Origin of the sequence: Lentisphaera profundi (assembly GCF_028728065.1) — a bacterium.
GTDB classification, from domain to species: domain Bacteria; phylum Verrucomicrobiota; class Lentisphaeria; order Lentisphaerales; family Lentisphaeraceae; genus Lentisphaera; species Lentisphaera profundi.
Genome location: NZ_CP117811.1, coordinates 147,510 through 169,370, shown reverse-complemented (window position 1 = coordinate 169,370; position 21,861 = coordinate 147,510). Strand labels below are relative to the sequence as shown.

Sequence of the window (21,861 nt, the reverse complement as noted above, 5' to 3'; positions counted from 1 at the left end):
GTAGTTCACGGATTCAGCTTTCTACGAATTAAAAAACTTTTTGATGTCACATCTAAAGAAATCCTTCGGTAATAGCAATATACGGATATACATTATCGAATAAATCTATCAGTCCCAATTTATAAAGTGAGGCCAGAATGAAAAATAAGTTTACCTTAATTGAACTTTTAGTAGTCATTGCCATTATTGCAATTTTGGCTAGTTTCTTACTCCCAGTTTTAGGCAAAGCCCGAAAAACAGCTAAACAAGCCGTCTGCACGAGTAATTTAAAGCAGCTATCCATGCGCGCTTGGATTTTTACCGATGATAATGACTCGCATTTCCCTCCTGCTGCTGAAAAAAAGGTCACCTGGGACGATCAAATCAATTATGATTTAACTGATACACAAAAAATCAGAAAAAATTTAAAGTCGCAGAAGCTCCAGCTTCCATTCTTGGTGATAGAACCATGCTCTGTCCTTCCGATACTAGCGACTACGGTATTTACGTCGGACGTTCTTATGCCCTTAACGGCGGCAGTAGTGATAGTAGTTACCGTACAAGTGATATCAATAACTTAACTGGTGCGGGTAGTAGCGGAGATCAATACACTAATCCAGGTGTTAGTCATCAGGTCAGTACTTTCTCTGATCCCGCCAGTGTCATCCTACTCGGTGAGCGATTCAGTAATGATAATCGACGCAGTCAATTTAGCTACTCAGTGCTCAGAAGAATCACTAGTTATTCGGGTGCATCACAGCATAAATACCTGGATTACTTTCAGTATAGTTTTGTCGATGGCCATGTGGCCTACCTGCATAAAGGTATCGCTCACACTATGCAGGATCAATAATTTACTTCACCAATCCACTTTCGGTTTTTTTGACTGCATAGAGCGTATTGCTACGATTCTTCTTTAGTCGCCTGTAGGACTGTAAATCATCCGATGAGAAATGAGACTATTTTCAGTATCTTTTAGTTGATGCTCATCTGAATAGACTTTCTAAAAAGACGGCTTATACGAGCTCGTATAATTAAAACATGTTCTAGTTCAGATATTTATTTTGCTTTTTATACAATAAATCATTTTTTCATAATAAATTTTTTGTCACTCCGCTAATTGCCCTTCTATTGATAAAACACACTCGATCAAGTTCTTGAATTTTATGCTAATACGAGCTTTTAATGAGAATATAAATGCCTGAGAAAAATAAAATCAGCCAGAGTATGTACAACATTTTCCAAGAAGCCTTGGATGAGCGTACTTCAGATAATAAGCAAGACTTGCAGTCTATTGCTCCGATGGATTTTAAGCAGAGATATAAATTCCTAAGCTCCATTGGCCAAGGAGCGATGAAAAACATTACTCTACATTATGATAAAGTTATTGATCGAGATGTGGCCATCGCCAAACCCCTAACAGAAAAATCTAGCGATGAATTTTTGTGTGCCTTTTTAAAAGAAATTAGAATTTTAGCGCTCGTCGCACACCCCAATATCGTTCCCGTTTATGAACTTGCCCTAGATGAAAACGAGCTCCCATTTTGCAGTATGAAATATGTAAAAGGCGAGAGCCTAGGAAGTATTTTACATCACTTAGATGAAGCTAATGACGACTCTGTAAAAAAATATGATTACCGTAGCTTATTAAATATTTTCAAAATGGTCTGCCATGCCATTTCCTACGCTCATTCAAAAGGAGTTATCCATTTAGATATAAAGCCAGATAATATCATCATTGGTGAGTATGGCTCCGTGCAAGTCTGTGATTGGGGCATTGCTCAAGAGCTTGATAATATTTCAGAATTCTATCAAAACAAAGTCCTGGGCACCATCGGCTACATCGCGCCAGAGCGTTTACGTAATGAAAGTCTAAGTTTGAGTTCCGATATCTATTCTTTGGGTGCCACGCTCTTCCATGCCATGGCTTTAAAAGCCCCTTTTGAAGGGAAAGCTACCAAGGAAGTTCTCGATAAGCTTGCCACGGGAAGCATAATGACTCGCGCTCGTTTTCAAAAACCTTTGATGGCGATCTGCCAAAAAGCCATGCAACTCGAGCTTTCTGAACGCTACCAATCCGTAGACGAACTCATTCATGACATTGACCTTTTTCTAGATGATCGCTCGCCCAAAGCCGACCAGCCCAGCCCTATAGAAATTGCTAAACTCTACTTCAAAAGAAATAGGAAGATCTGTTCAATACTGATATCTGCACTATTTGTCATCTCTATTGTCAGCTTAGTCTATTCACATAAAATTGAATTAGTCAAAATTAAAAATAAAGCTATTGCGGAGAAGGCGGTTCCTTACCATAACGATCTAGCTCTAAAGGCTTATAAACACTTTGATTTTACCAATACAAAACTAAATACAGATCTTGCCTTGTCCTATGGTGGCAATGCTAATACTCATTGGCTTTTGGCCCAACTTTATTTTTTGGAGAATAATTTGCCTCTGGCGCTCCTGCACTGCCAACAAGCACCCGCACGCGAGCAGCGATTCATTGAGCTCATAAAACATCTTCAGAGTTTGAACCAAGCAAGTACTGAAGAGTATTTTTTTCAAAAAATCCAAGCTCTTGATAAGGCGCATTACCCAGGAATCATTGACAAAGTTTTTTCCTTGAAAAATCGGAACTACACCAATATTGAAAACTATCGCAGCTTTCTAGAGAAATCAATTAAAGTCCTCAACCCCAATATAACAGACTACGAGCTTCGCGTCGTCAATAATAAAATAATTTTTTCAGCTGGTAAGGACTTCGCTCGCTTATCCCCCTTTATCAATCTGCCGATTGAAGAACTTCACTTACACGGCAGTTTCTTAAGAGGTTTAGATGCTTTGAGGGGCATGAAAAAAATCAAAGTCTTAGATATCTCCGATACCCTAGTCCGAGGTCTAATGCCTTTAAAGGGCCTTGAAATTGAGACGCTCAATATATCTAAAACAATCATTTATGATCTTAGGTCTCTTCAAGATTTCAAAGTAAAAAATCTCATTATGAATGATTTAAAGCTCATCCATTTAAGTACTTTGGATGATTATCCTAGCTTAGAATCCTTAGAGCTATCTGAAGAACTGTACCCGACGACTAAGGACATTCGCCTGCTGAGGAAATTCAAAGCTTCAGGCATCATCCAATAATCAGCAAAGCCCTCATCCCGTGGTTAGGAATCTTGCTCGATAGGCAGATAAAAAGCACTGATCCATGCGGCGGTATCTCGCTCTTCCTTTCTTGAAATCCTCTTCTTATTTTTATGATTTTTTTTCTTTCCATGTCACTTCCACTTGCTGGCTTTGGTAAATGACGCAGAAATCATTAATCTCAGCCCCCTTTTAAGGAATTGCTTATGCGCCACTACCTTCTAGCTCCACTTTTTTACTTAGTACTGCTGTCTGGATATAGTCAGTCCAAAGATCTAGCTAATTCATCTCAAATAAAAAAAACAGCCCCCGAAATGCTAAGCACCTATAAGCAAAAAGCTCTTCATACGGGACGCTTGCAAGAAGCTCGACCATCACAAGGTGAACTTGTTTACTGCAACCCACAACCACTCTATTGGCCTGCAGAGCGAGGCAAGACTTACCGCATAGAGTTGAGTTCAGATAGTACCTTTCCCCCCGGAAAAACCACCTTATCAGAAGCCAAGCCCTGGGCTATATACAATCATCATGAGCCATTGAATAATGGTCGCTGGTACTGGCGCCATCAAAAACAAAAGGATAACTCTAGCTGGGGCGAATGGTCTGAAACCCATTCATTCAAAGTAGATGATAGCTCATATACTAAACAGATAAAATCCTTTAAAAATTTTCTCGAGGCAATCCCGAAAGCACATCCACGTATCAACCTCGCAGGGGAGAGTGTCGAAGAATTCAGGGTAAGAGCTGCAAAGCATCCCTACACGGCCAATTACGTATCATTGATTAGAAGAAAAAATCCCTTAATTAACTTGATGCAAGAAGGGTATTACCTGACGGGTGATGAAGAATTTGCTAAAAAAGGAGCCGAATTTTTTAAAATTGCTTTAGAAAAACTTAAGCCGGGTCACAAATTCCTTGCCGTAAGGGTGATGGGCCAACTTGCAGGCATGTACGATGCCTTTTATCACTACCACGATGCTGATACACACAAAATGTTTAAAGAGAAAGCCATGTTAGTCTTGGATTTCCACACACGAATGAGAGGTGACTTGGAGGCGCGTGCCTTGGATAATCATTTCTGGCAGATGTCGATGTTTGGCTACCTGCGCACCGCTATGGTGATGGCTCATGATCATCCTGAAACTCACGAACATTTGGAATACGCCTATAATCTAGCCATGTCAAAATTCCCGATTGTCGGTCCAAGTGATGGCGGCTGGGCGAATGGTCAAGGGTATTTTCATGTAAACGGCGTCACACTCATGAATGTCCCCAAGGACTTGCTACTTGGCGGTATCAATCTCTATGAAAGTCTGCCCTGGTACAAAAGCACGTCAGATTACCTGAGCTACTGTTCCGGATTCGGAGGAGTTGTTCCCGGTTTTGGTGATAAGGCAGAAAAGAGAAATAGAACGATGTACGGCATGGAACACAACTTACTTTTCCGTCAAATCAAAGATAATCCCCTCGCCGCCTGGACCCTTAGAGAGCAGCAGAAATTTAATAATATATGGATTTCGGAGATGGACTACATACAACAAAATAAAGTTCGCGAAGACTGGATGGACGCTCCTAGGCCCCAATATATACCGGGCGCAGCCGTTTTCAGAGGTGTCGGAATCGCAGCGCTTCATTCTGATATAAATAATCCTAAGGAAAACACCGTTGTATACTTAAAATCAAGCCCCTATGGCGGTGGTGTCGGACACATGACCAGCAGTCAGAATTGCTTTAATATCTCCTATAAGGGTCTGAAATTATTCTATAATACCGGCAACTACAAAGCCGGTTTCTCAAGTCCACATATTTACACTGATTATCGTCATACCCGTGCCCATAACGGGATGCTGGTAAACGGCCGGAGTCAGGGCTTTGGAATGCATTATTTTGCTTGGATCAAGCACTTTGCGGATAATGATCAGATCGCCTACGCTTGTGGTGATGCCGCTCAGGCTTATGGTAAGATTGATGAAACAGCCGATGAACACCTCAGGGGGAAATTCGGCTATGGTTATCTTCCTGAGTCACCACTGAGCAAATACGACCGTCACGTCGCGCTCTGTCGCCCTAATCTGCTTGTGGTCTATGATGTAGTTGAAGCTAAAGAAAAAGCTGACTTCGCACTTACTTTCAATAGTCGTCTTAAAACAAGCTCCTTATCGAAAGATGGTGTATTCAGCGTGATGAGCACAAAAAGTAGAGGTGACTTGCAGGTTTTCTCTGACTCCAAATTGGAGCATTCATTCAGCGACAAATATGTGACGCCTTTTTGGAAAGAGCAGCCTTCCAGAGCACGCTATGATACTGTAAATAAATCAAAACAGACCCGCTTTCTCACTATTATTCAGATGGGTGATGCGGCCACGGCTCCAAAGGTACTCAGCATGAAAAATGGCGAGCTCGAAGCCTTAGGATTCACGATTAAAGCAGAATTGGATAGTTCAAAACCCGTTCAATTCAGTGTAAAAAGCAAGGACGCCCTGCTCAAAGTATCGGACAAACAGAATCCCGTTCTTATCGGCACAGTAGACAAAATCAAGTCAAGGAAAGTCGCCGAATACCTAAAGCCCATTTATTAAGCGGGGAACGCCGAGCTCCTGCTTGGCATTAAGCAAAACTGCCACAATAAGGTTTTTAATTACCCGTTGATGGAGGCATCCCTCACAGGGTTCGGGGCTGGCCCTAATGCGAGAGAACCTAAGGGGTTTTATACCTGCTGCTACCTTTTTCAGTAGGGCCCCTCGGCCACCGGAGGGGTGCTGCCACACAGGCGATAAAAATATCTGGGGCTCCGCCCCAAACCTCGCTCGAGATACTACCGTACGGGCCAATAATTTTTATCCGCAGTTGATATGATAATACCTACTATATCCGCTAACTATCCGTAATTGATACGATAATCACCCTTGAAAAATTTGCAAGAAAATTTCAGGCCTTGTGCAGATTCTTGCGCCCATCGCAAATATTTTCATTCCGCCCGCGGAGGCTCTCCGCTCACCGAAGGTATTTATAGGTTTTTAGATTCAAAATTATGAATAATCCCTACCGATCACCCATGCTTAATTTTAGCCACGCGAAAAAAAATTGTATTATTTAGTTAAAATTTTGTCATTTAATTAAGTTGGCTGTCACTTCCACTCGGGCTACTTGGTAAATGCTTCAGAAAGATTCTGAAAAACTATACTTAATCAAGGAATGTCTTATGAAGAAAAAATCATCGCCGAGTACTTTAGGGAACTCTAAAGTAGGGATCAAACAAGGTTTTACTCTGATCGAACTCATGGTAGCGATTGCCATCATCGCCATTCTGGCGAGCTTCCTCTTGCCGCTTTTAGGAAAAGCCAGAAAAACAGCCAGGCGTGCTGTCTGCACTAGTAACTTTAAACAGTGCGGAATAGCCGTAATTTCATATGCTAACGACCACAAGGGTACAATGCCCAAGGCCATCCAAGACTATTCCCCGGATTATTATAAAAACTATAGTGACCTTCGAACCTTATTAGGACCCTATTTAAGTGACAGTTTTTCCGTATGGATGTGCCCGTCCGTACCGACCTCTCTCCCCATTGATGATCCGAGAAATACTGGGAATAAGCCCCGCGGTAATTATAACTACTATCCTGGCCACAACAAAGTGGAAGACACGTCCGTGAAAATAACTGCGAACGGATCAGCGGACATCTTAATGAGTGATCTGGCTTACCAATGGAACAACAAATGGCGCGCGAATCATTCTATAGGGGGCACTTCATGGACTCCTTATCCTAATAATCCCTCTCTGACATCCTTTGCAAACGGATTTCCTGAGGGGGCGAATGGTTTATATGCTGACGGGCATGTTTCATGGTGCAAAAAAATGCGCTGGGCCGGAAATACTTCGGGTGCTAATCACTTTTTTGTTCCGGTAGAATAAACAATCTGCTCATTATTGTTAAGCAAGGAAGTTCTTTATGAAAAAAGCTCTATTCAATATCCTGATTTTCTTTACCCTTATATTCACCCCCATGGCCGCAAGCCATGATAAAACAAAATGGTTCACCGATAGCCGCTTTGGCATGTTTATACACTTCGGACTCTATAGTATACCTTCCGGCGAATGGGAGGGTGAAATCATGGGGCGCAATATGTATGCTGAATGGATTCAGAAACAGGGAAACTGGCCCTCTGGTATCTCCAATGAAAAGTATCAGGCCCTCACAAAAGAATTTAATCCCGTAAAGTTCAATGCCGACGAATGGGTTCTTGAAGCTAAGAATGCCGGCATGAAATACATCTTGATCACCGCAAAACATCATGATGGATTTGCGCTTTGGCCCAGCAAGGTATCCAAATATAACGTACGTGATGCCACACCCTTAAAGCGCGATATTCTCGGTGAACTCATATCACTCGTGCGAAAAAATGACCCTGACTGCCTTATCAATAGCCGCATTTTAACCAATGATAAAGAAGCCTTAGAGAAAGTCGATTTTGAATCCATGATGGATAATCACTTCCCAAAACGCCTTATCAAGCAGCCCTGGGAAACCTCCGCCACCATGAACGACTCATGGGCTTATCATAAATATGATTATGCCTGGCACGGCAAGAGTAAATACGGTCTTGCTTTTCTTGATGGTCACGTAGCTAATCTATTCGTAGGTCCCCGCGCGAGTACCACCACCACCTACAATTTTAGCCGTGACTGAAGCTCCTCGCTGCAAGTAACGCGCTATCTTCATTCGCCAAATCAAAGGCTGGCAAGTCTTTGCAGGGGGTGCCCGACGGGGGATGGAAACGAATCTCCTCGCTACAATTAGCAAGCCACACTTATTAACTAAATTAAAATACACAATGAGGTAAGATGAAAGACCCAAAAAGATACATGAATAATTTAAGCCTAATCATAGTTAGCCTTATATTATCACTGGTAAATACGCAGCTTCAGGCTGACGAAACAAGTAAGCCTGTGACTTACGCTAATGGCAAACTTGAGAATGGCATCATTTCGATTGTCTTTAATTTAAAAGAGGGGGATTTCTCCATCCTTGATTCACAGAGCAAGGAGATCTTGCTTTCGGAAGCCAAATTCGGCTTGCCATCAGGAAGACGCCCCACAAGCGTAAAGTTTCTCAAAGTTGAAGATGTGAAGGATGTCCTAGGGCTCGGGAAGAAAGTGATTCTCATGGTATCTGACTCGAACCTACTGCGCTATAGCGATGATACATACGGACACCTACCCGCACAACATCTATTCTCATACACATTGTATCGGAATAACCCTGCCCTGGTATTTGGTTTTGGCCTCAAGACCCCCGACTACCTCAGTATGAGACTGATGAAAAGCGACTTGCTTAAAGGAGCTCAGCTTTTCGGAGGGAAAACTATCAAAAACCTAAAAACACTTAATGGTTCAGCCGGCGCCCAAAGCACCCTAGTCAGTTCAAAAAACTCTCGTATTTGCGTTAATAACCTCATGCTTACGGGCCTTGTAGGCGGCACGCGCAAAACTGCCGTGTGGGGTGGACTGCGCTACAATGAGTTTGCCGCCGTTAATACATTGGACCACAGTTCCATCGGCTTCTATGCGGAGGATCCCGTGGGCCGTCTGATCGAGGAGGGACAAACCTACTTTGCGAAAGATACATTTTATCTAGATGTTCATACGAGCGAGCCCTTTGAGGCACTAGAACGCTACGGACTCGCCATGAGAGCCGCTAACAAGGCCCGACCCAATATCTATGATTTTCCCATTACTTGCGGCTGGAGTGTTTCTCATGTGAGCAAGCTACCAAATATCAATAACTCCGCAAAATTGATCGAGGAGCTTGAGCTTGCAAACAAATCAGGATTGACCCGCTACACTGATGTTTCACTGCGCCTCGAGCCAGATAAATACAACCTCAATACCGAGCAAGGCTGGTGGGATGATGCGCACATGCAGACCTTCAAACATCTGGTCCCGCCTTATGAAACTATCGCTAAGTGGAGCAAGGCGATGAGGGCCAGAAAGGGTATTCCTTATATCTACATGCAACTCGGAATGCCTTCGGATGATTTCTCCAGGAAATTCCCTCAGTATTTACTTTTTAATGATGCTTCGAAAGTTGATAAAAGAACACCCGGCAAGGGATGGACTGGCAGAGTTAAACACCCTCATCACCAGCCCTATGCCACCTACGACTACACAGACAAGGAATTTTCAAAACACTTTGTCAAAGCCTGGAAAAAACTGAGCGACGATGGTATCCGTGGTGTAAAGGTAGATTACGCTGCCACTGGCTGGCGTCCCGAAGGAGGTTTTGACGACCGCTATTCGACCTGCAATGCCGCCTACCGCCGTGCGTTCAAATTACTGCGCGAAGCTTTCGGGAAGGATGGATTTATTGACGAAAGAAACCTCGGTGTCTCTGGACGCCCCTGCCTAGATGTAACAGCAGGGCTTGTGGATACCCAACGAACTTGGGCTGACTCCAATAAGTTTGTGCCACAAATGGTGTCAAAAAGTGGCCTTCGTTGGTACAAAAATAGAACTGTTTTCAACTACTACTCCGACACAAAAACCGTACACGGTCATTCCCAAGATATACTAGAATCAATGCTTACGATGAATTTCCTAAGCAGTGGAAGATTAGACTTATCCTCATCATACTCGCTTTTCACTCCGAAAATTACGCACACGGTCTCCCGTACCTACCCTCATTACAAAGAGCCTAAAACCGCGCGTCCACTAGATGCCTTCACCGGAGGAAAAGACCCCCAAGTTTATGACCTTGAACTAACTCCTGACTGGCATCAACTAGTGCTCTATAACACGGAAAAGAGAGCATCAGTTGTTTCTACATCACTTAGTGGTGAGCGCGTTGATAATGCTCTCGGCTTGGATCCGAAAGGGACTTATCACGCCTATGATTTTTGGTCAGATAAATACCTCGGTAAACTCCCCGGCACCGCTCGTATTGAGCAAAAGCTAAAAGCTAACTGCAGCGCGATGATCTCGATCCGCAAAGCAACGCCTTGCCCGCAGGTAATCAGCACTGATCGCCACATCCTTCAAGGCTGGGTTGATCTCGCTGATCTTAACTGGGATCCGGCAAGTAAAACCTTAAGCGGTACCGCCAAAGTAATTGGCGGCGAGCCATTTAAAATCGTCATCGCCAATAACGGGCACAAGCTACTTAAGGCCGCCACTACGGGAGGCAAGAGCGATATCAAAGCTCACTCAGCCGCAGGTCTGAACTGCCTTATACTTTCCTCTGCTAATACCACAGAGCTTAAATGGAAACTGAAATACAAATAATATTTTCATTTTTATAAGCCGCCCGCGGGGGCGCCTAATGGGTGGGAACTTAAGCTTTTTTTTCACAGTCATCCCATAAGCAATCGCTATGAATCATTCAACTAAATATATAATATGGATGTAAGAATATGAAGTCACATGAATACGATAGTTGTCCCATTGGAAAGGCAAGGATCAATGTATTTCGTACACATATTAAAAAGTTATATCGAGAAATCGAGTCATTTGAAAACTCTTTTCAAAAAGCAAAAATTATGATCGGGCTATTAATTATTATATGTGCTGTGCTTACGGGCTTATTGATGATGGCTATATTTCAATCCGTCTAGACGTTCAAAATAAGAAACCCTAAGGACACATATTTTAGTCGGACTCTAAGTTCAAACCTAGACCTTAGAGTCCGATTATTTATTCAATCAAGATTATCTCCCCAAGTTTGAAGAAGTTTACTATGGGACAGCATCTTGATAGTTGCCTTCAGGAATATAAAAACCGTCAGATTCTCCACTAGGAAATGATCAATACTTGTGCTTAAGTAAGTTAAGGAAAAGTTCCATTTTTAGCTTTATGGGATGGCTGTGCTTTTTTTATTTAATTATATATGGTGCAGAGCTCCTATATATTAAAACCTATAAATGCCTTCGGCGGGCAGGGTGAAAAATAGTGGCCTGTGTGGCAGCACCCTCCTACGATTCCCATCACTCGTTAATTGCAGGTGATTTATCGGTGCAGATGGCGCGGTGGATTCGTCCATCAATTTGCTCCACTAATAAGCTTGCGGGGGACTTGCTAGCTGAGTACTCAGCGGGAAAGGCGTTGACAAAAAGTTTGGCATGCGCTCCCTGGATAGTCATTTTTGCGGGCTTCACACAATCTAATTCAGATTGGATTTGCCATGGACCTATTATCATCTTCGAATCATTTTTAAAGTCAATTTTGTATTTTTTCTCATCACTATCACCACATTGAATCACACAAAGAAAGCGTTGCTTCTTGGATTTCTCTGCAGCCTTGAAGCTGAGGTGAAACTGCTTGGGCATCGCCCTATATTTCTTTAAGAAATCCACCGGCTTTTGATAAAATTCATCCGTCATTGAAAGCTGGGCCTTATTTGAGCTAAAGAAGCGGGCCTCTACCACCGCGCCATCATGCTCATAAGTCATTTTATTCCCCGTGAGCTGCGGTTCTTTCATGGTGTGAAGCAGGAAGTCCCAATCGACTGCTTCTTCTGCCTCAAGTTCATCGTAGATGACGATTATGTTTGGTCTTATGTAGGCAATATGACGGTCAAATTTTTTGAGTTTAACATCACCAAAATTTTCCTTTATACTGCGACCAGGTTCCACGAGGTGTTGATTAACTAAGTCCGACCACTGCTCATTCACTAAATCACCATAAGCCAAAGAGGCATCGCCACAGCTATAAGTGATTTTTTCACCGTGTAAATAACGTTTGATCCAACCATAGCCCTCGTGACCAAAGGACTGACCCTTGCCATCGATGAGCAGGCTATTCGAGGCTCGGGTATGTTTATAAGAACTAATGGAGTGCTTATCCGCAAAGCTGGTGTAATAACCCGTGGGATAAAAAATCTTATTGCCCTTAAAGCTCAGGTTAAAACTATTGTTATTGGCGTGCATGTGACCATTGCTACCATAGGGGCTGGATCGAAAATATAGCGCTAGGTCATTATCTTGATTCGTGACGTCGGTATGCATCGCAACGAGCCCGGCTTCTTTATAAACCGCAGCCTGCTTTAAGTTCTCTATCACTGGCATCGATAAATCTTTTAGACTCTTTCCCTTGAGCAACTCCCACCAGGCACTCGACTCAGATTTACCATTATTATACTCCAGTGATTTCAAAGTTTGAAGTCTGGCTAAAGCATCATCATTATTTTCCAGTGCAAGCAGACTGCAATGAGCGAAACCACTGCCGCTCTTATCGCGGCGATCATGCATATCACCAAAGCCATCGATGGGGCCGCCCACGGGTGCGGTATAAACAAAGTATTCAGAAAGTTTTTTGTACCAAGGCATATCAAAAATAGGGACTTTGGCAATCGACTGCAGCATATAAGCCATATTTATAATAGTGGAGTTATTAACCGCAAAATAACCGTGTCCATTAGCCCATCCACCATCATTTCCACCTAAAACGGGGGAACGCACGAGGAATACATTATAGGCATAATCTAAATACTTCCTATTCTCGGGAACATCCTGAACTGTCGCTAAGGCCACCTGAAAAAATGCCGATAACTCCATTTGCCAAAAATGATTTTCAATCTGCCTATTTTCTATATGCCCGCACCAACGCAGGTAATGATGCTCTAGGTAGGGCTGAATTTCCAGTAGTATTTGTGCTTTTAAAGTTGCTGGTGAAGTATTGTGAAAGCAATCGTAATAATTTGCCATGACGCGCATAATATTTGATAGCATCATACCCTCCGTATCCTTCCAGTTCAGCAAGTTCTTGAGGCGCTTTGTGGCGCCTACTTCAAAAGACTTATCCTGAGTCAATAAATAAGCCTTCATCAGGTTATTTAGGTGCGCAAGCTCAATATGCTTCACTTTCTTTAATTGACGACTACTTAGTTTTGACGTATCAAAAACTTCGAAATCAATGATGGGCTTAGCCAAAGACTCTATTCCGGCATTGACCACCACAGCCTTTTTCTTGGGCAACGATTTAGCATTTTTGAGGACCGTCGCGAGCGCTTGACCATAGTTCAAAATAAATGGTCTCGTCTGAGGTATATTCTGGATCAGCGTATCCACATCGGGATAAAGGCGAACGGCTGCCCCCTCTTTTATCGTAAAAGTGTGGCTTGCTCCAATAGTCTCTTCACCATCTATCAGTGTATTGATACGCCAAAACCACTGTCCGGGCACAAGAACTTTTCTAGGCATATAAAAACAATAAGGCAGGAAACCAGAACTAATCAGCTCAGTTTTGAACTCTGCATCACGGCTCATTTCATGAATATAAGTCACGGCTTGCTGATCGCTCTTTTTCCACTGAAATTTTGGTGGATTTATTGCTACGATTTTGCCCTCTTTAGGAGCGGAACTCAATCGCCAGATATCGTAGAGTGGCCGCCCGGGTTTTGACTTTAATTCACCCCCTTTCAATACTTCTATAGCCTCATCATTTTCACTTGCTGAAAGGCTTATGTTTTGTGCAATTGCGGATGATAGCTCCGAATTAGTTTTAGTGCAGGAAAATATCAGTAGTAAAAATAGTGAAATACCTATTTTAATCCGTACTTGAACCTTCATTTTGACCTCTTTTTTATTTGAATAAGGCAATTACCAGTGGCCCTAGTCATAAGTGACAGCTAAATTAAATTCTTTTAAATGTCTCTACTCAGAACTGGATTTTATTGCTTTCAGATCTTAAAATTAAATAAGCCGATTCTATATCCTATTAATGATTTTAAACCGAAACTTTCCTCAATGAGTCACTATCCAACCAATCAGACCTTGTTGCAACGCGTGAAAAATCAACACGATGATGATTCGTGGGATGAGTTCAATAGCTATTACAGGCCCTTCATCTCGATGATTGTGGCTAGCTGTAAATTGCGTAGTCATGACATTTCTGAAGTGGTCCAGCTAGTGATGATTCGCCTTTGGAAAAGCTTGCCTAAGTTTAATTATGATCCTCAAGTAGGTAACTTTAGAGGTTGGCTCACCACCATCACCTACAATGCCGTACGCAATTACGTGAACTCAAAAGCCTATAAACAGAGTTCGCTCAATAATTTGGAAGAATCTCACGTTCCCATTTCAAATTTTGAAGAAATGATATCGGAATCTGAACTCGATAAGATTGCCGAAAGGGAATGGGGCATCTATATCTGTGAGCTCGCCTGGAATAATATTAAGGAGAGCTTCGAAAGCAATATACAAGAAATTTATCCCCTGCTGCTAAATGAAGTCAGCCCCGATGATATTGCCGAAAAGCTCGATATTAAGCGCAATACTGTCTACGTCTACAAAAAGCGTCTCAACAAAAAACTCTTCGCCGAGATCCGCAGACTCAACGACGAACTGAATTAATTCACGCTCTTAGCTTCTTGCTTAGCCTGAGATTTTTTTTGACTGAATAGAGCTACTGCCGTACAGACAACTTTTTTATCCGCCCGCGGGGCTTCCCGCTCGCCGAAGGCATTGACATATGGGGCTCTGCCTAATGAGTGGAAACTTAAGGGTATTTATACCTGCGGTTAACTTTTTTAGTAGGGCTCCGAGGGCTCCTCGGCCGCCGGAGGCATTTATACCTGGGGCTCCGCCCCACACCCCGCTCAAGGTTCTGTCGTACGGACCAATGATTTTTACCCGCCTGTGTGGCAACACCCCTTGATAATCCAAACACTCGGAGCTTGCTCCAGCGTTTTACCGTCATACCTTCGGCATGAATATCATTTTTTAACAATACCCACCGGATAAATCCGGTGGCTACCCTACTACATACCTTCGGCATGTGCTTAAATTCCCAACCATTAGGGCTATAGCTATATTCAAAACTCTGCCGCTCGACTAGACGTGGAGCCCTAACACCGCTAGATTTACGATTAACTACATCACGCCGTAAGCTGACTGCGAAACATGAAAATTGCTGTCTTCTGATGGCTTCTTAAGCGCTTTTACATATCCTAAACTTGCAAAGCCGGAACCATAAGTTTTTTAGTCGCCAGTTGAGGGTGGGTGTTGCCACACAAGCGGATGCTTTATATCTGTCCGTACGGCGAGTACCCCAGCAACAATTTCCTGCCATAGATTGGCAGGGTTTAATTTTAAGTGTCTCAAATTCAATCAGGATTGCCCTATGAAGTTCATTTCATTATTACTCATTTCTTTCACCGTACTACTCAATACCAGCGCTGCACCAATTCCAAGCAAGGCAGATCTTGCCTATGGAAAACACGCAAGAAATAAAATGGATTTTTGGCAAGCCGAATCCTCAAATCCCACTCCCGTCTTAGTCTTTTTTCATGGTGGTGGCTTTAAAAATGGTGATAAAAATAGTATTCACAAACGCTTCAAAATTGATGATTACTTAAAAGCCGGCGTCTCTTGTGTCAGCGTGAATTACCCCTTCCTAAAACACACTAACATGGATTACATGGCGATCATGAAGCATTGCCAAGATTCCATAGAATTCATAAAGACAAATTCCGAGAAATGGAATATCGATCCTAAAAAAATAGCCGCATCGGGAAGTTCCGCGGGTGCCCTTATCACTGAGTGGCTTGGCTACACGACTACGGATATCTGTGCGATGGCGGTCTACATGCAACCCATGGGAACTCATTATTTCATAAAGCCGCAACTTGTTCAAAAAACTTCTCCCCCCTTGATGATCTATCAAGCCTCATCCATCAGCGATAAAATTCATCACCCCGATTTCGCCAAGGGACTCAAGAAAGTCTGTGATCAAAATCAGGCGACTTGTGAGCTCTTTGGCTCAAGTAAAAACGATATTCAAGAACTCCCACCCGAAACTCACCATAGAACCGCAATAAAACGCTTCCTCTTTAAGCACTGGGAAATTGAACTCAAGTAAGTAAAACAAAACTTCATTAATTATTTGATCTCGAATTTTTCCTCAGCCCCTGGCACTGTGCTCGGAGCCACGATGCTCTCCACCCGCTTCACTTAAAACGCTATCCCCATGATTTTATCAACTAAAATGGCGCTAGATCTTTTTACATAAACTATTTTTGATGAATAACTTACAATCCTTTTTTCGCTGTCTGGGACAGCTTTTCACCCTGTCTGGGACAGCTTTTCACCACTGTCTGGGACAGCTTTTCACCCTGTCTGGGACAGCTTTTCACCCTGTCTGGGACAGCTTTTCACCCTGTCGGGGACAGCTTTTCCCAATTGATTCGGAAGTCTAGGGACGCTGCCCCCTTCCCTGCGAGGCTTGCCAGCCATCGACGGGCGGAATTAAGAGTAAGAGATTCATGCAGGCAGGATGCCTGCGCTCCCAGCAAAAAACTTTCACTTAAACTGCAGTGAGCTTGCGAACGATCGGCAGTGAGCAGAGCGCATATGCTTAAATGCCAAGCTGGTGCTTGGCGCTCCCAGCAAAAACTATTGATTCGGAAGTCTAGGGACGCTGTCCCCTTCCCTGCGAGGCTTGCCAGCCATCGACGGGCGATAATGGGGGAAAGAGATTCATGCAGGCAGGATGCCTGCTATCTCAACAAAAACTATTGATTCGGATATATTGGGACGCTGTCCCCTTCCCTGCGAGGCTTGCCAGATGCACTCCGACATTCTATGCGGCGACCTCAATCTCTATTTGACATAATAACTGGCAGATCCTTTCCAAGTTGAATCCTATGGCGCTTATGAGAGTTTCTTGACGAACCCTCTTTAAGCCACAAACGGTAAATCGCTCAAGGTTGTGATAGTTCTTCAGCTTTGAAATACCTGCTTCGGAAATTGATCGGATATTTCTCGCAAGTTGGTAGTTTTCACTCTCATAAATATCTTCTCCTAAGAGCTTCTTTCCCTTTGAGCCACTAACACTGACTAATGTCGCCCCTTTTTCGATGGCATCATCTAAATTGGCGGCAGAGCTATATCCGTCATCCACACTGATCATCATTGCGGTCTCGCCCGTCATCTTTTTATTTTCATCAAGGCAATTACTGAAGGCCTTGCTGTCACTAGTATTTCCAGATTCTAGGGTGAATGATGTCAGAAAACCATTGGCACTAAAGGCGAAATTTGGTCGGTAGCCAAATACGGTTTCTCGACCACCCTTTTTAATAAATGCTGCATCATTATCACTCATGCTGTAAATTTTCCGTGCCGTCTTCGTATCGTAGTCCTTAGGAGCCATGTTGAAGCGATGTTCAACCATCAAAACTTTATCTATGAAGCGAGATAGACATTCGTCAATCATCAGAACTTTGGCACTTTCACAGTGTTGTTTAATTTGAGGAAGAGTCTTCTCCAGGCGAATAATAAATTTTCGGCACCTCGGTAAAAGTTCTTGCGTATAAAACTTTTGCCTCATTTTTCTTGCTCCTTTTTTTCCTTTAAGCATAGAGATCTCGAAATCCAGTTTACTCATATAATCACAGTAATTTTGCAGGCGTTTGAGAGGGATCTTTCTGCGCTCAACACAGGGAAGCTGATCATGAACGTCACTGATATTTTTCATCATTTTACAACTAAGGTTCTTTAGTAATTGACTATCGACAGGCCACGCTGAATCGGCCTTAATGGCTGTAGAATCAATAATCACTGCTGAAAAATCATCCAGGCCACACTCCTTAACGCAGTTCAAAATAGCTTGATGAAAAAGATTAAGGGTCTTCTCAGAAAGAGCAGAGACTTGTTCATGAATCGTATTGCGTGAAGGGAAGCTTCCTATGCCCAAGCGCCCAATAAACTGCTGCAAGGAACTATTCTCACATAGCATACTATAGCCTCGTTCACCGTAACAATTATCATAAAAGTGACGGGCTATGAACAACGCCACCACCAATTCAGCTGGGGGGTGTTTTTGGGTAGAGCTGTTTTTAAACTCGCGGTTTCTAGTGGCGGCTCTATCTTTACTCAACTGAAGTTGATCATCTTCAATTGCCTTTTTGATCTCTTGAAATTCAGGACGAAGTATGATTTGCCCCGCAATCTTCAATGGTCCGCATAAAATTCCTATAGTTTGCCGTAATTCCTCGATGAAATATTCGGGAAAAAGAGTATCGTACATTGAAAGTCCCACTTGCTGTTATTGTCGGTGTAAGCTACTACAATATAGGCGATTAAGTGGGATTTTTTATTGGAAATTATAACTTTAAGCTATTTTTTAATAGCACTTGAGAATGATCTGTCGGAGTGCATCTTGCCAGCCATCGACGGGCGATGATGGGGGAAAGAGATTCATGCAGGCAGGATGCCTGCGCTCCCGGGAAAAAACTTTCACTTAAACTGCAGTGAGCTTGCGAACGATCTGCAGGGCGAAGCCCGATCTTTCAGCGAATGAAATGAGCGACCTTAAACAAACTTCAGATAAAAACTACTTCCTTGTCTGTTTGCAGTTAAAAGCTCCGTCTTTGATATGTATTAATTTTAGATCGATAAAAATCAAAGGACGATTATGCATAAGAAAAAACTTCAACAGCTAACTTTTGGCCTTTTAGGCCTAGGTCTTTCCCTAGGTTTGCAGGCAAAAGATTACTTCATCTCACCTCAGGGCTCCGAGTCTCAGCCAGGAACACTAGAAAAACCTTTCGCGAATCTTGAGCAGGCTCGCGATGCTATACGTGGACTCTCCCTCAAAGAAAAACAGGAGGATATCACCGTCTATTTAAGAGGGGGAACTTATCAACTCAAAAAAACCTTTTTACTGAATACTCAAGATAGTGCCTTAGATGGTTTCAAAATCACTTATAGTGCTTATAAAAACGAAGTCCCTGTACTCAGCTCAGCAGTCAAAATCACTGGCTGGAAAAAGTCTAGCGCTATTTCTCATCTCAATGAAAAAGCTCACGGCCAAGTATGGGAAGCAGATATCCCTACTAGCATTAAGAATCCTAGAGTTCTTTTCGATGGTGATACCTGGCAACCGCGCTCAAGTTCTGATAGCTTCTTAGGCAAACCCTATGATCATGAACGTGCCGATTCAATGGGTCCCCTCTACGAAAAAGATCTTTGGACCTGTAAAAAAGTCCCTTGGGATCCCAAGTTTGATTACATATTCCGCAACTGGGATAATATCCAAGACATCGAATGTGCCGTTGTTCCTGTGCCCTGGACGATGTCACTGATTCAGCTCAAAGAAATTAATCTCAAAGAGCGTTATGTAACGATGGCTTTCCACGCCAATGCCGCCGCCTACGGAAAAAAGAATTTCTGTACGAACTGGTTGCAAAATAGTGTTGACTTCATCTCTGAACCCGGTAACTGGGCCAGCAATACAAAATCAGGCAAGGTTTACTATTGGCCAAAAGGCGATCAACCGAGTCCTGAAATGTCTTTCCCTGCGCTCGACGTTTTAGTTAAAGTTGAAGGTGATATTGATTATGAAGGTCCAGTCGATACTCCCGTACGCAATATTGTCTTTAAAGGCCTCACCTTTAAGCACGCAAAACGCGGCGATTGGTACAAGGATCGCAAGGGCTGGGGTATTCAGCACGATTGGGATACTTTTGATTTTGATAATGCTCTGCTGCGTTTTCGTGGCGCCGAAAATTGCGAAGTCACTGCCTGTCAATTTACTGCGACTGGTGGCACCGGAATGCGCCTCGATCTTCATGCCCAAAATATTGATATCAATAATAATCTCATTTCCTATACTGGTCACATGGGCATCCTGCTCTGTGGATACGGTCCTGGTACCAAAGACGTCAATCGCAACAATATCATTAGCAACAATATCATTCACCATGTAGGTGAGATTATTTGGAATGGTCATGGCATCTTTGCTTGGCAGTCTGGTTCTAATAAAATCATTAACAATACGATTCACGATGTACCACGTAAGGGAATTGGCCTCTGTGGTGTACGTTGCCAAATGTTCATGGCTCCCGACAAATGGTGGGACGAAGGCTGCAAAACTATTCGCTGGCATGAAATCAAAGATTTCCTTGGTGATGAGCTCTCATTAAATGATGGTCGTGTTTATGCCGAAAGATGTGCCCCCTTCCTTCATGCTCGTAACAACATCGTTGAAAACAACCTCATCAGTAATGCCCTTCGCCGTCTTAATGATGGTGCCGCACTCAATGTTTCCGGTGCAGGCAAAGGCAATATTGTACGCCATAACATGGTACGTGACCTCGTTCGTCATAATCTCGTCGGTATTCGTACCGATGACTGGCAGCGCGACACACTCATCATTAATAATATCGTCATGAATAACCCCCATGGACGCGCTTTTGTATTAAAGGACCGCAATATTTTTATCAATAACATTGTTTATAATGTTGGCCAAATGATCACCAACCGCCCTTACCCTAAACAAGAGGGCTTTGTCAATTCACAATTCATTGGAAATATTGTCGTCAATGCCACAAAGTATGGTGGTATCCTCAAGCAATCGACTTTCAAAGATAATATCTACTTCTTTGCCGATGCGGAAAAGGGAATTTTACGTCACAAGAAAAAAGGCGCTGATGATACCAGTACTATTGCTGACCCACTCTTTGCGGATCCCGCAAATGGTGACTTCACCCTCAGTCCTGATTCTCCTGCACTCAAGCTCGGTTTCAAACCCTTTGATACGCGTAAAGAGAGTTTCGGTATCCGCAAAGACAAGTACCCCGCTCGCCTTATGGCTTTAGACTCCAAAAAGGATCTCAACGTCATTCACGATCCGGCAGGTAAAATGATTCAAACCAAGAATCCACACAAGCCAACTGACCTCAAGCACAAGTAAGCTCGCGGATTCAGCTTAAAATACTATTAACGCGGATGACCTATGGGTCATCCGCTTTTTTGTGCCTGCAGGTGGATGGTGGATGGTGCTTCTCAGCCATTTTCATCACGAGAGCTTCTTTGTCTCGCAAGTTTATAAGCTTTGTTTCTAGCTCTAAGCCCCACACATAAAACGGTAATAACTACTCTGTGATCATGAACTTCATAAACGAGCCTATAGCTTCCACTTTTGATTTTATAGGTAGGTATTTTAAAACCACTTAGACGAGAGTTAGGTCGATGTGGATTAGTAAGAATACTCGCAACTTTCTTTTTGAATATTCTTTTTAAATCGGGACTTAATTTCTCAATTTCTTTTTTTGCTAAATCGTGACGCTCAAGCGAATAAGTCTTCAAGACTTGTTTCCCGTATCTGAGATTTGTCATTGGATCGTTCTTCTATTAAAGGACGAAGATAATTATTCTCTTCTGCTTCTAATAGTTCTGACATTCTTTCAGGAGAAACCATATAGCCTAGAACTTTATCTCTGTTTAAAATGGCAAATGGCCTTCCTTCAGAGTCTTCAATGGCTTGAGTCGGCGAAGTTTTAAACTGACTAATCGACGTCCACTTTTCTGTTAACATATTATTCATTGTGTTTCTATGGAATCGTTAAGATCCCACTCCCTTATTATGTTCGCATACAAAGCTTTCATGCGCTGTTCATTATTATCACTTAAAGTAGTACCCATGGACATCTAATTCAAGTATTAATAATCTTTTAAAATATTTTATAAAATCTTTTAAAAGATTATTAATGAATTTCAGAAGACAAAAAAAATGATCCAGCTGGAGGGATATCCCACCTGCTTGATCAGAAATATTCTGCTAGTAAGCCTCTATGTAAAAGGAGCGTAATTACTATGAAAGAGGGCGCATAAATGGGCTTAGTTTTACTCGATTAGGTAGAATAGAGGGCATGATGCGACCCGTACGAGAGGGGCACCTCCACCTCTAATGGTAGGGAACTTAAGAGCATCTAAGATGAAATTCATGCTCAATACGCATTATCTGAT

14 protein-coding genes are annotated in these 21,861 nt (G+C 42.8%); 10 read left to right on the top strand and 4 right to left on the bottom strand.

Annotated elements, in window-relative coordinates; all coding sequences use genetic code 11:
- Nucleotides 1–137 precede the first annotated feature (137 nt).
- The 7 genes from PQO03_RS22020 (at nt 138) to PQO03_RS00645 (ending at nt 10,402) form a co-directional block, all read left to right on the top strand.
- Nucleotides 138–560: a type II secretion system protein gene (locus tag PQO03_RS22020; protein ID WP_420792841.1), complete on the top strand. Its 423-nt coding sequence runs from the start codon at nt 138–140 to the stop codon at nt 558–560.
- A complete protein-coding gene (locus PQO03_RS00670) occupies nt 449–832 on the top strand; it encodes a hypothetical protein (protein ID WP_274150542.1) in 384 nt (127 codons plus the stop codon). Before PQO03_RS22020 ends, PQO03_RS00670 begins: the two co-directional genes overlap by 112 nt.
- A 344-nt stretch (nt 833–1,176) precedes the next feature.
- Complete coding sequence (locus PQO03_RS00665) at nt 1,177–3,123, top strand: serine/threonine-protein kinase (RefSeq protein WP_274150541.1); 1,947 nt, start codon at nt 1,177–1,179, stop codon at nt 3,121–3,123.
- A gap of 206 nt (nt 3,124–3,329) precedes the next feature.
- Nucleotides 3,330–5,702: a DUF4962 domain-containing protein gene (locus PQO03_RS00660; protein WP_274150540.1), complete on the top strand. Its 2,373-nt coding sequence runs from the start codon at nt 3,330–3,332 to the stop codon at nt 5,700–5,702.
- A gap of 623 nt (nt 5,703–6,325) precedes the next feature.
- Nucleotides 6,326–7,036, top strand: coding sequence for a type II secretion system protein (locus PQO03_RS00655; protein WP_274150539.1), 711 nt, complete (start codon nt 6,326–6,328; stop codon nt 7,034–7,036).
- Between the two features lie 37 nt (nt 7,037–7,073).
- Nucleotides 7,074–7,811: an alpha-L-fucosidase gene (locus tag PQO03_RS00650; protein ID WP_274150538.1), complete on the top strand. Its 738-nt coding sequence runs from the start codon at nt 7,074–7,076 to the stop codon at nt 7,809–7,811.
- Between the two features lie 155 nt (nt 7,812–7,966).
- Nucleotides 7,967–10,402 carry an alpha-amylase family protein gene (locus PQO03_RS00645; RefSeq protein ID WP_274150537.1) on the top strand — a complete coding sequence of 812 codons (2,436 nt, stop codon included), beginning with the start codon at nt 7,967–7,969 and terminating at the stop codon, nt 10,400–10,402.
- A gap of 698 nt (nt 10,403–11,100) precedes the next feature.
- On the opposite strand, the gene PQO03_RS00640 is transcribed toward PQO03_RS00645, so the two are convergent.
- Nucleotides 11,101–13,683 carry a DUF4962 domain-containing protein gene (locus PQO03_RS00640; protein WP_274150536.1) on the bottom strand — a complete coding sequence of 861 codons (2,583 nt, stop codon included), beginning with the start codon at nt 13,681–13,683 and terminating at the stop codon, nt 11,101–11,103.
- A gap of 177 nt (nt 13,684–13,860) precedes the next feature.
- On the opposite strand from PQO03_RS00640, the gene PQO03_RS00635 reads away from it, so the two are divergent.
- Entirely contained in the window at nt 13,861–14,466 is a 606-nt protein-coding gene (locus PQO03_RS00635; protein ID WP_274150535.1) for an RNA polymerase sigma factor, read from the top strand.
- Between the two features lie 769 nt (nt 14,467–15,235).
- The gene (locus tag PQO03_RS00630; RefSeq protein ID WP_274150534.1) at nt 15,236–15,973 is read left to right on the top strand and encodes an alpha/beta hydrolase; all 738 of its coding nucleotides are present in this window, start codon (nt 15,236–15,238) and stop codon (nt 15,971–15,973) included.
- A 720-nt stretch (nt 15,974–16,693) separates the two neighbouring features.
- On the opposite strand, the gene PQO03_RS00625 is transcribed toward PQO03_RS00630, so the two are convergent.
- On the bottom strand, nt 16,694–18,139 hold the full coding sequence (locus tag PQO03_RS00625; protein ID WP_274149473.1) for a transposase: 1,446 nt from the start codon (nt 18,137–18,139) through the stop codon (nt 16,694–16,696).
- Between the two features lie 387 nt (nt 18,140–18,526).
- Here PQO03_RS00625 and PQO03_RS00620 point away from each other — a divergent pair, with 387 nt between their 5' ends.
- Entirely contained in the window at nt 18,527–20,806 is a 2,280-nt protein-coding gene (locus PQO03_RS00620; protein ID WP_274150533.1) for a right-handed parallel beta-helix repeat-containing protein, read from the top strand.
- 92 nt (nt 20,807–20,898) lie between these two features.
- Here PQO03_RS00620 and PQO03_RS00615 read toward each other — a convergent pair whose 3' ends face one another.
- Together PQO03_RS00615 and PQO03_RS00610 are read right to left on the bottom strand one after the other, a co-directional pair.
- Nucleotides 20,899–21,231, bottom strand: a complete 333-nt coding sequence (locus PQO03_RS00615; RefSeq protein WP_274150532.1) for a type II toxin-antitoxin system RelE family toxin — start codon at nt 21,229–21,231, stop codon at nt 20,899–20,901.
- A complete protein-coding gene (locus PQO03_RS00610) occupies nt 21,182–21,439 on the bottom strand; it encodes a hypothetical protein (RefSeq protein ID WP_274150531.1) in 258 nt (85 codons plus the stop codon). The genes PQO03_RS00615 and PQO03_RS00610 overlap by 50 nt, the downstream gene beginning before the upstream one ends.
- Between the last annotated feature and the right edge of the window lie 422 nt (nt 21,440–21,861).

Bases quoted from the DNA above. Each gene is read 5' to 3' on its own strand.
- PQO03_RS00665 (WP_274150541.1), top strand. From the start codon at position 1,177: ATGCCTGAGAAAAATAAAATCAGCCAGAGTATGTACAACATTTTCCAA.
- PQO03_RS00635 (WP_274150535.1), top strand. From the start codon at position 13,861: ATGAGTCACTATCCAACCAATCAGACCTTGTTGCAACGCGTGAAAAAT.
- PQO03_RS00645 (WP_274150537.1), top strand. From the start codon at position 7,967: ATGAAAGACCCAAAAAGATACATGAATAATTTAAGCCTAATCATAGTT.
- PQO03_RS22020 (WP_420792841.1), top strand. From the start codon at position 138: ATGAAAAATAAGTTTACCTTAATTGAACTTTTAGTAGTCATTGCCATT.
- PQO03_RS00620 (WP_274150533.1), top strand. From the start codon at position 18,527: ATGCATAAGAAAAAACTTCAACAGCTAACTTTTGGCCTTTTAGGCCTA.
- PQO03_RS00625 (WP_274149473.1), bottom strand. From the start codon at position 18,139: ATGTACGATACTCTTTTTCCCGAATATTTCATCGAGGAATTACGGCAA.
- PQO03_RS00630 (WP_274150534.1), top strand. From the start codon at position 15,236: ATGAAGTTCATTTCATTATTACTCATTTCTTTCACCGTACTACTCAAT.
- PQO03_RS00655 (WP_274150539.1), top strand. From the start codon at position 6,326: ATGAAGAAAAAATCATCGCCGAGTACTTTAGGGAACTCTAAAGTAGGG.
- PQO03_RS00650 (WP_274150538.1), top strand. From the start codon at position 7,074: ATGAAAAAAGCTCTATTCAATATCCTGATTTTCTTTACCCTTATATTC.
- PQO03_RS00670 (WP_274150542.1), top strand. From the start codon at position 449: ATGCTCTGTCCTTCCGATACTAGCGACTACGGTATTTACGTCGGACGT.
- PQO03_RS00610 (WP_274150531.1), bottom strand. From the start codon at position 21,439: ATGAATAATATGTTAACAGAAAAGTGGACGTCGATTAGTCAGTTTAAA.
- PQO03_RS00615 (WP_274150532.1), bottom strand. From the start codon at position 21,231: ATGACAAATCTCAGATACGGGAAACAAGTCTTGAAGACTTATTCGCTT.
- PQO03_RS00640 (WP_274150536.1), bottom strand. From the start codon at position 13,683: ATGAAGGTTCAAGTACGGATTAAAATAGGTATTTCACTATTTTTACTA.
- PQO03_RS00660 (WP_274150540.1), top strand. From the start codon at position 3,330: ATGCGCCACTACCTTCTAGCTCCACTTTTTTACTTAGTACTGCTGTCT.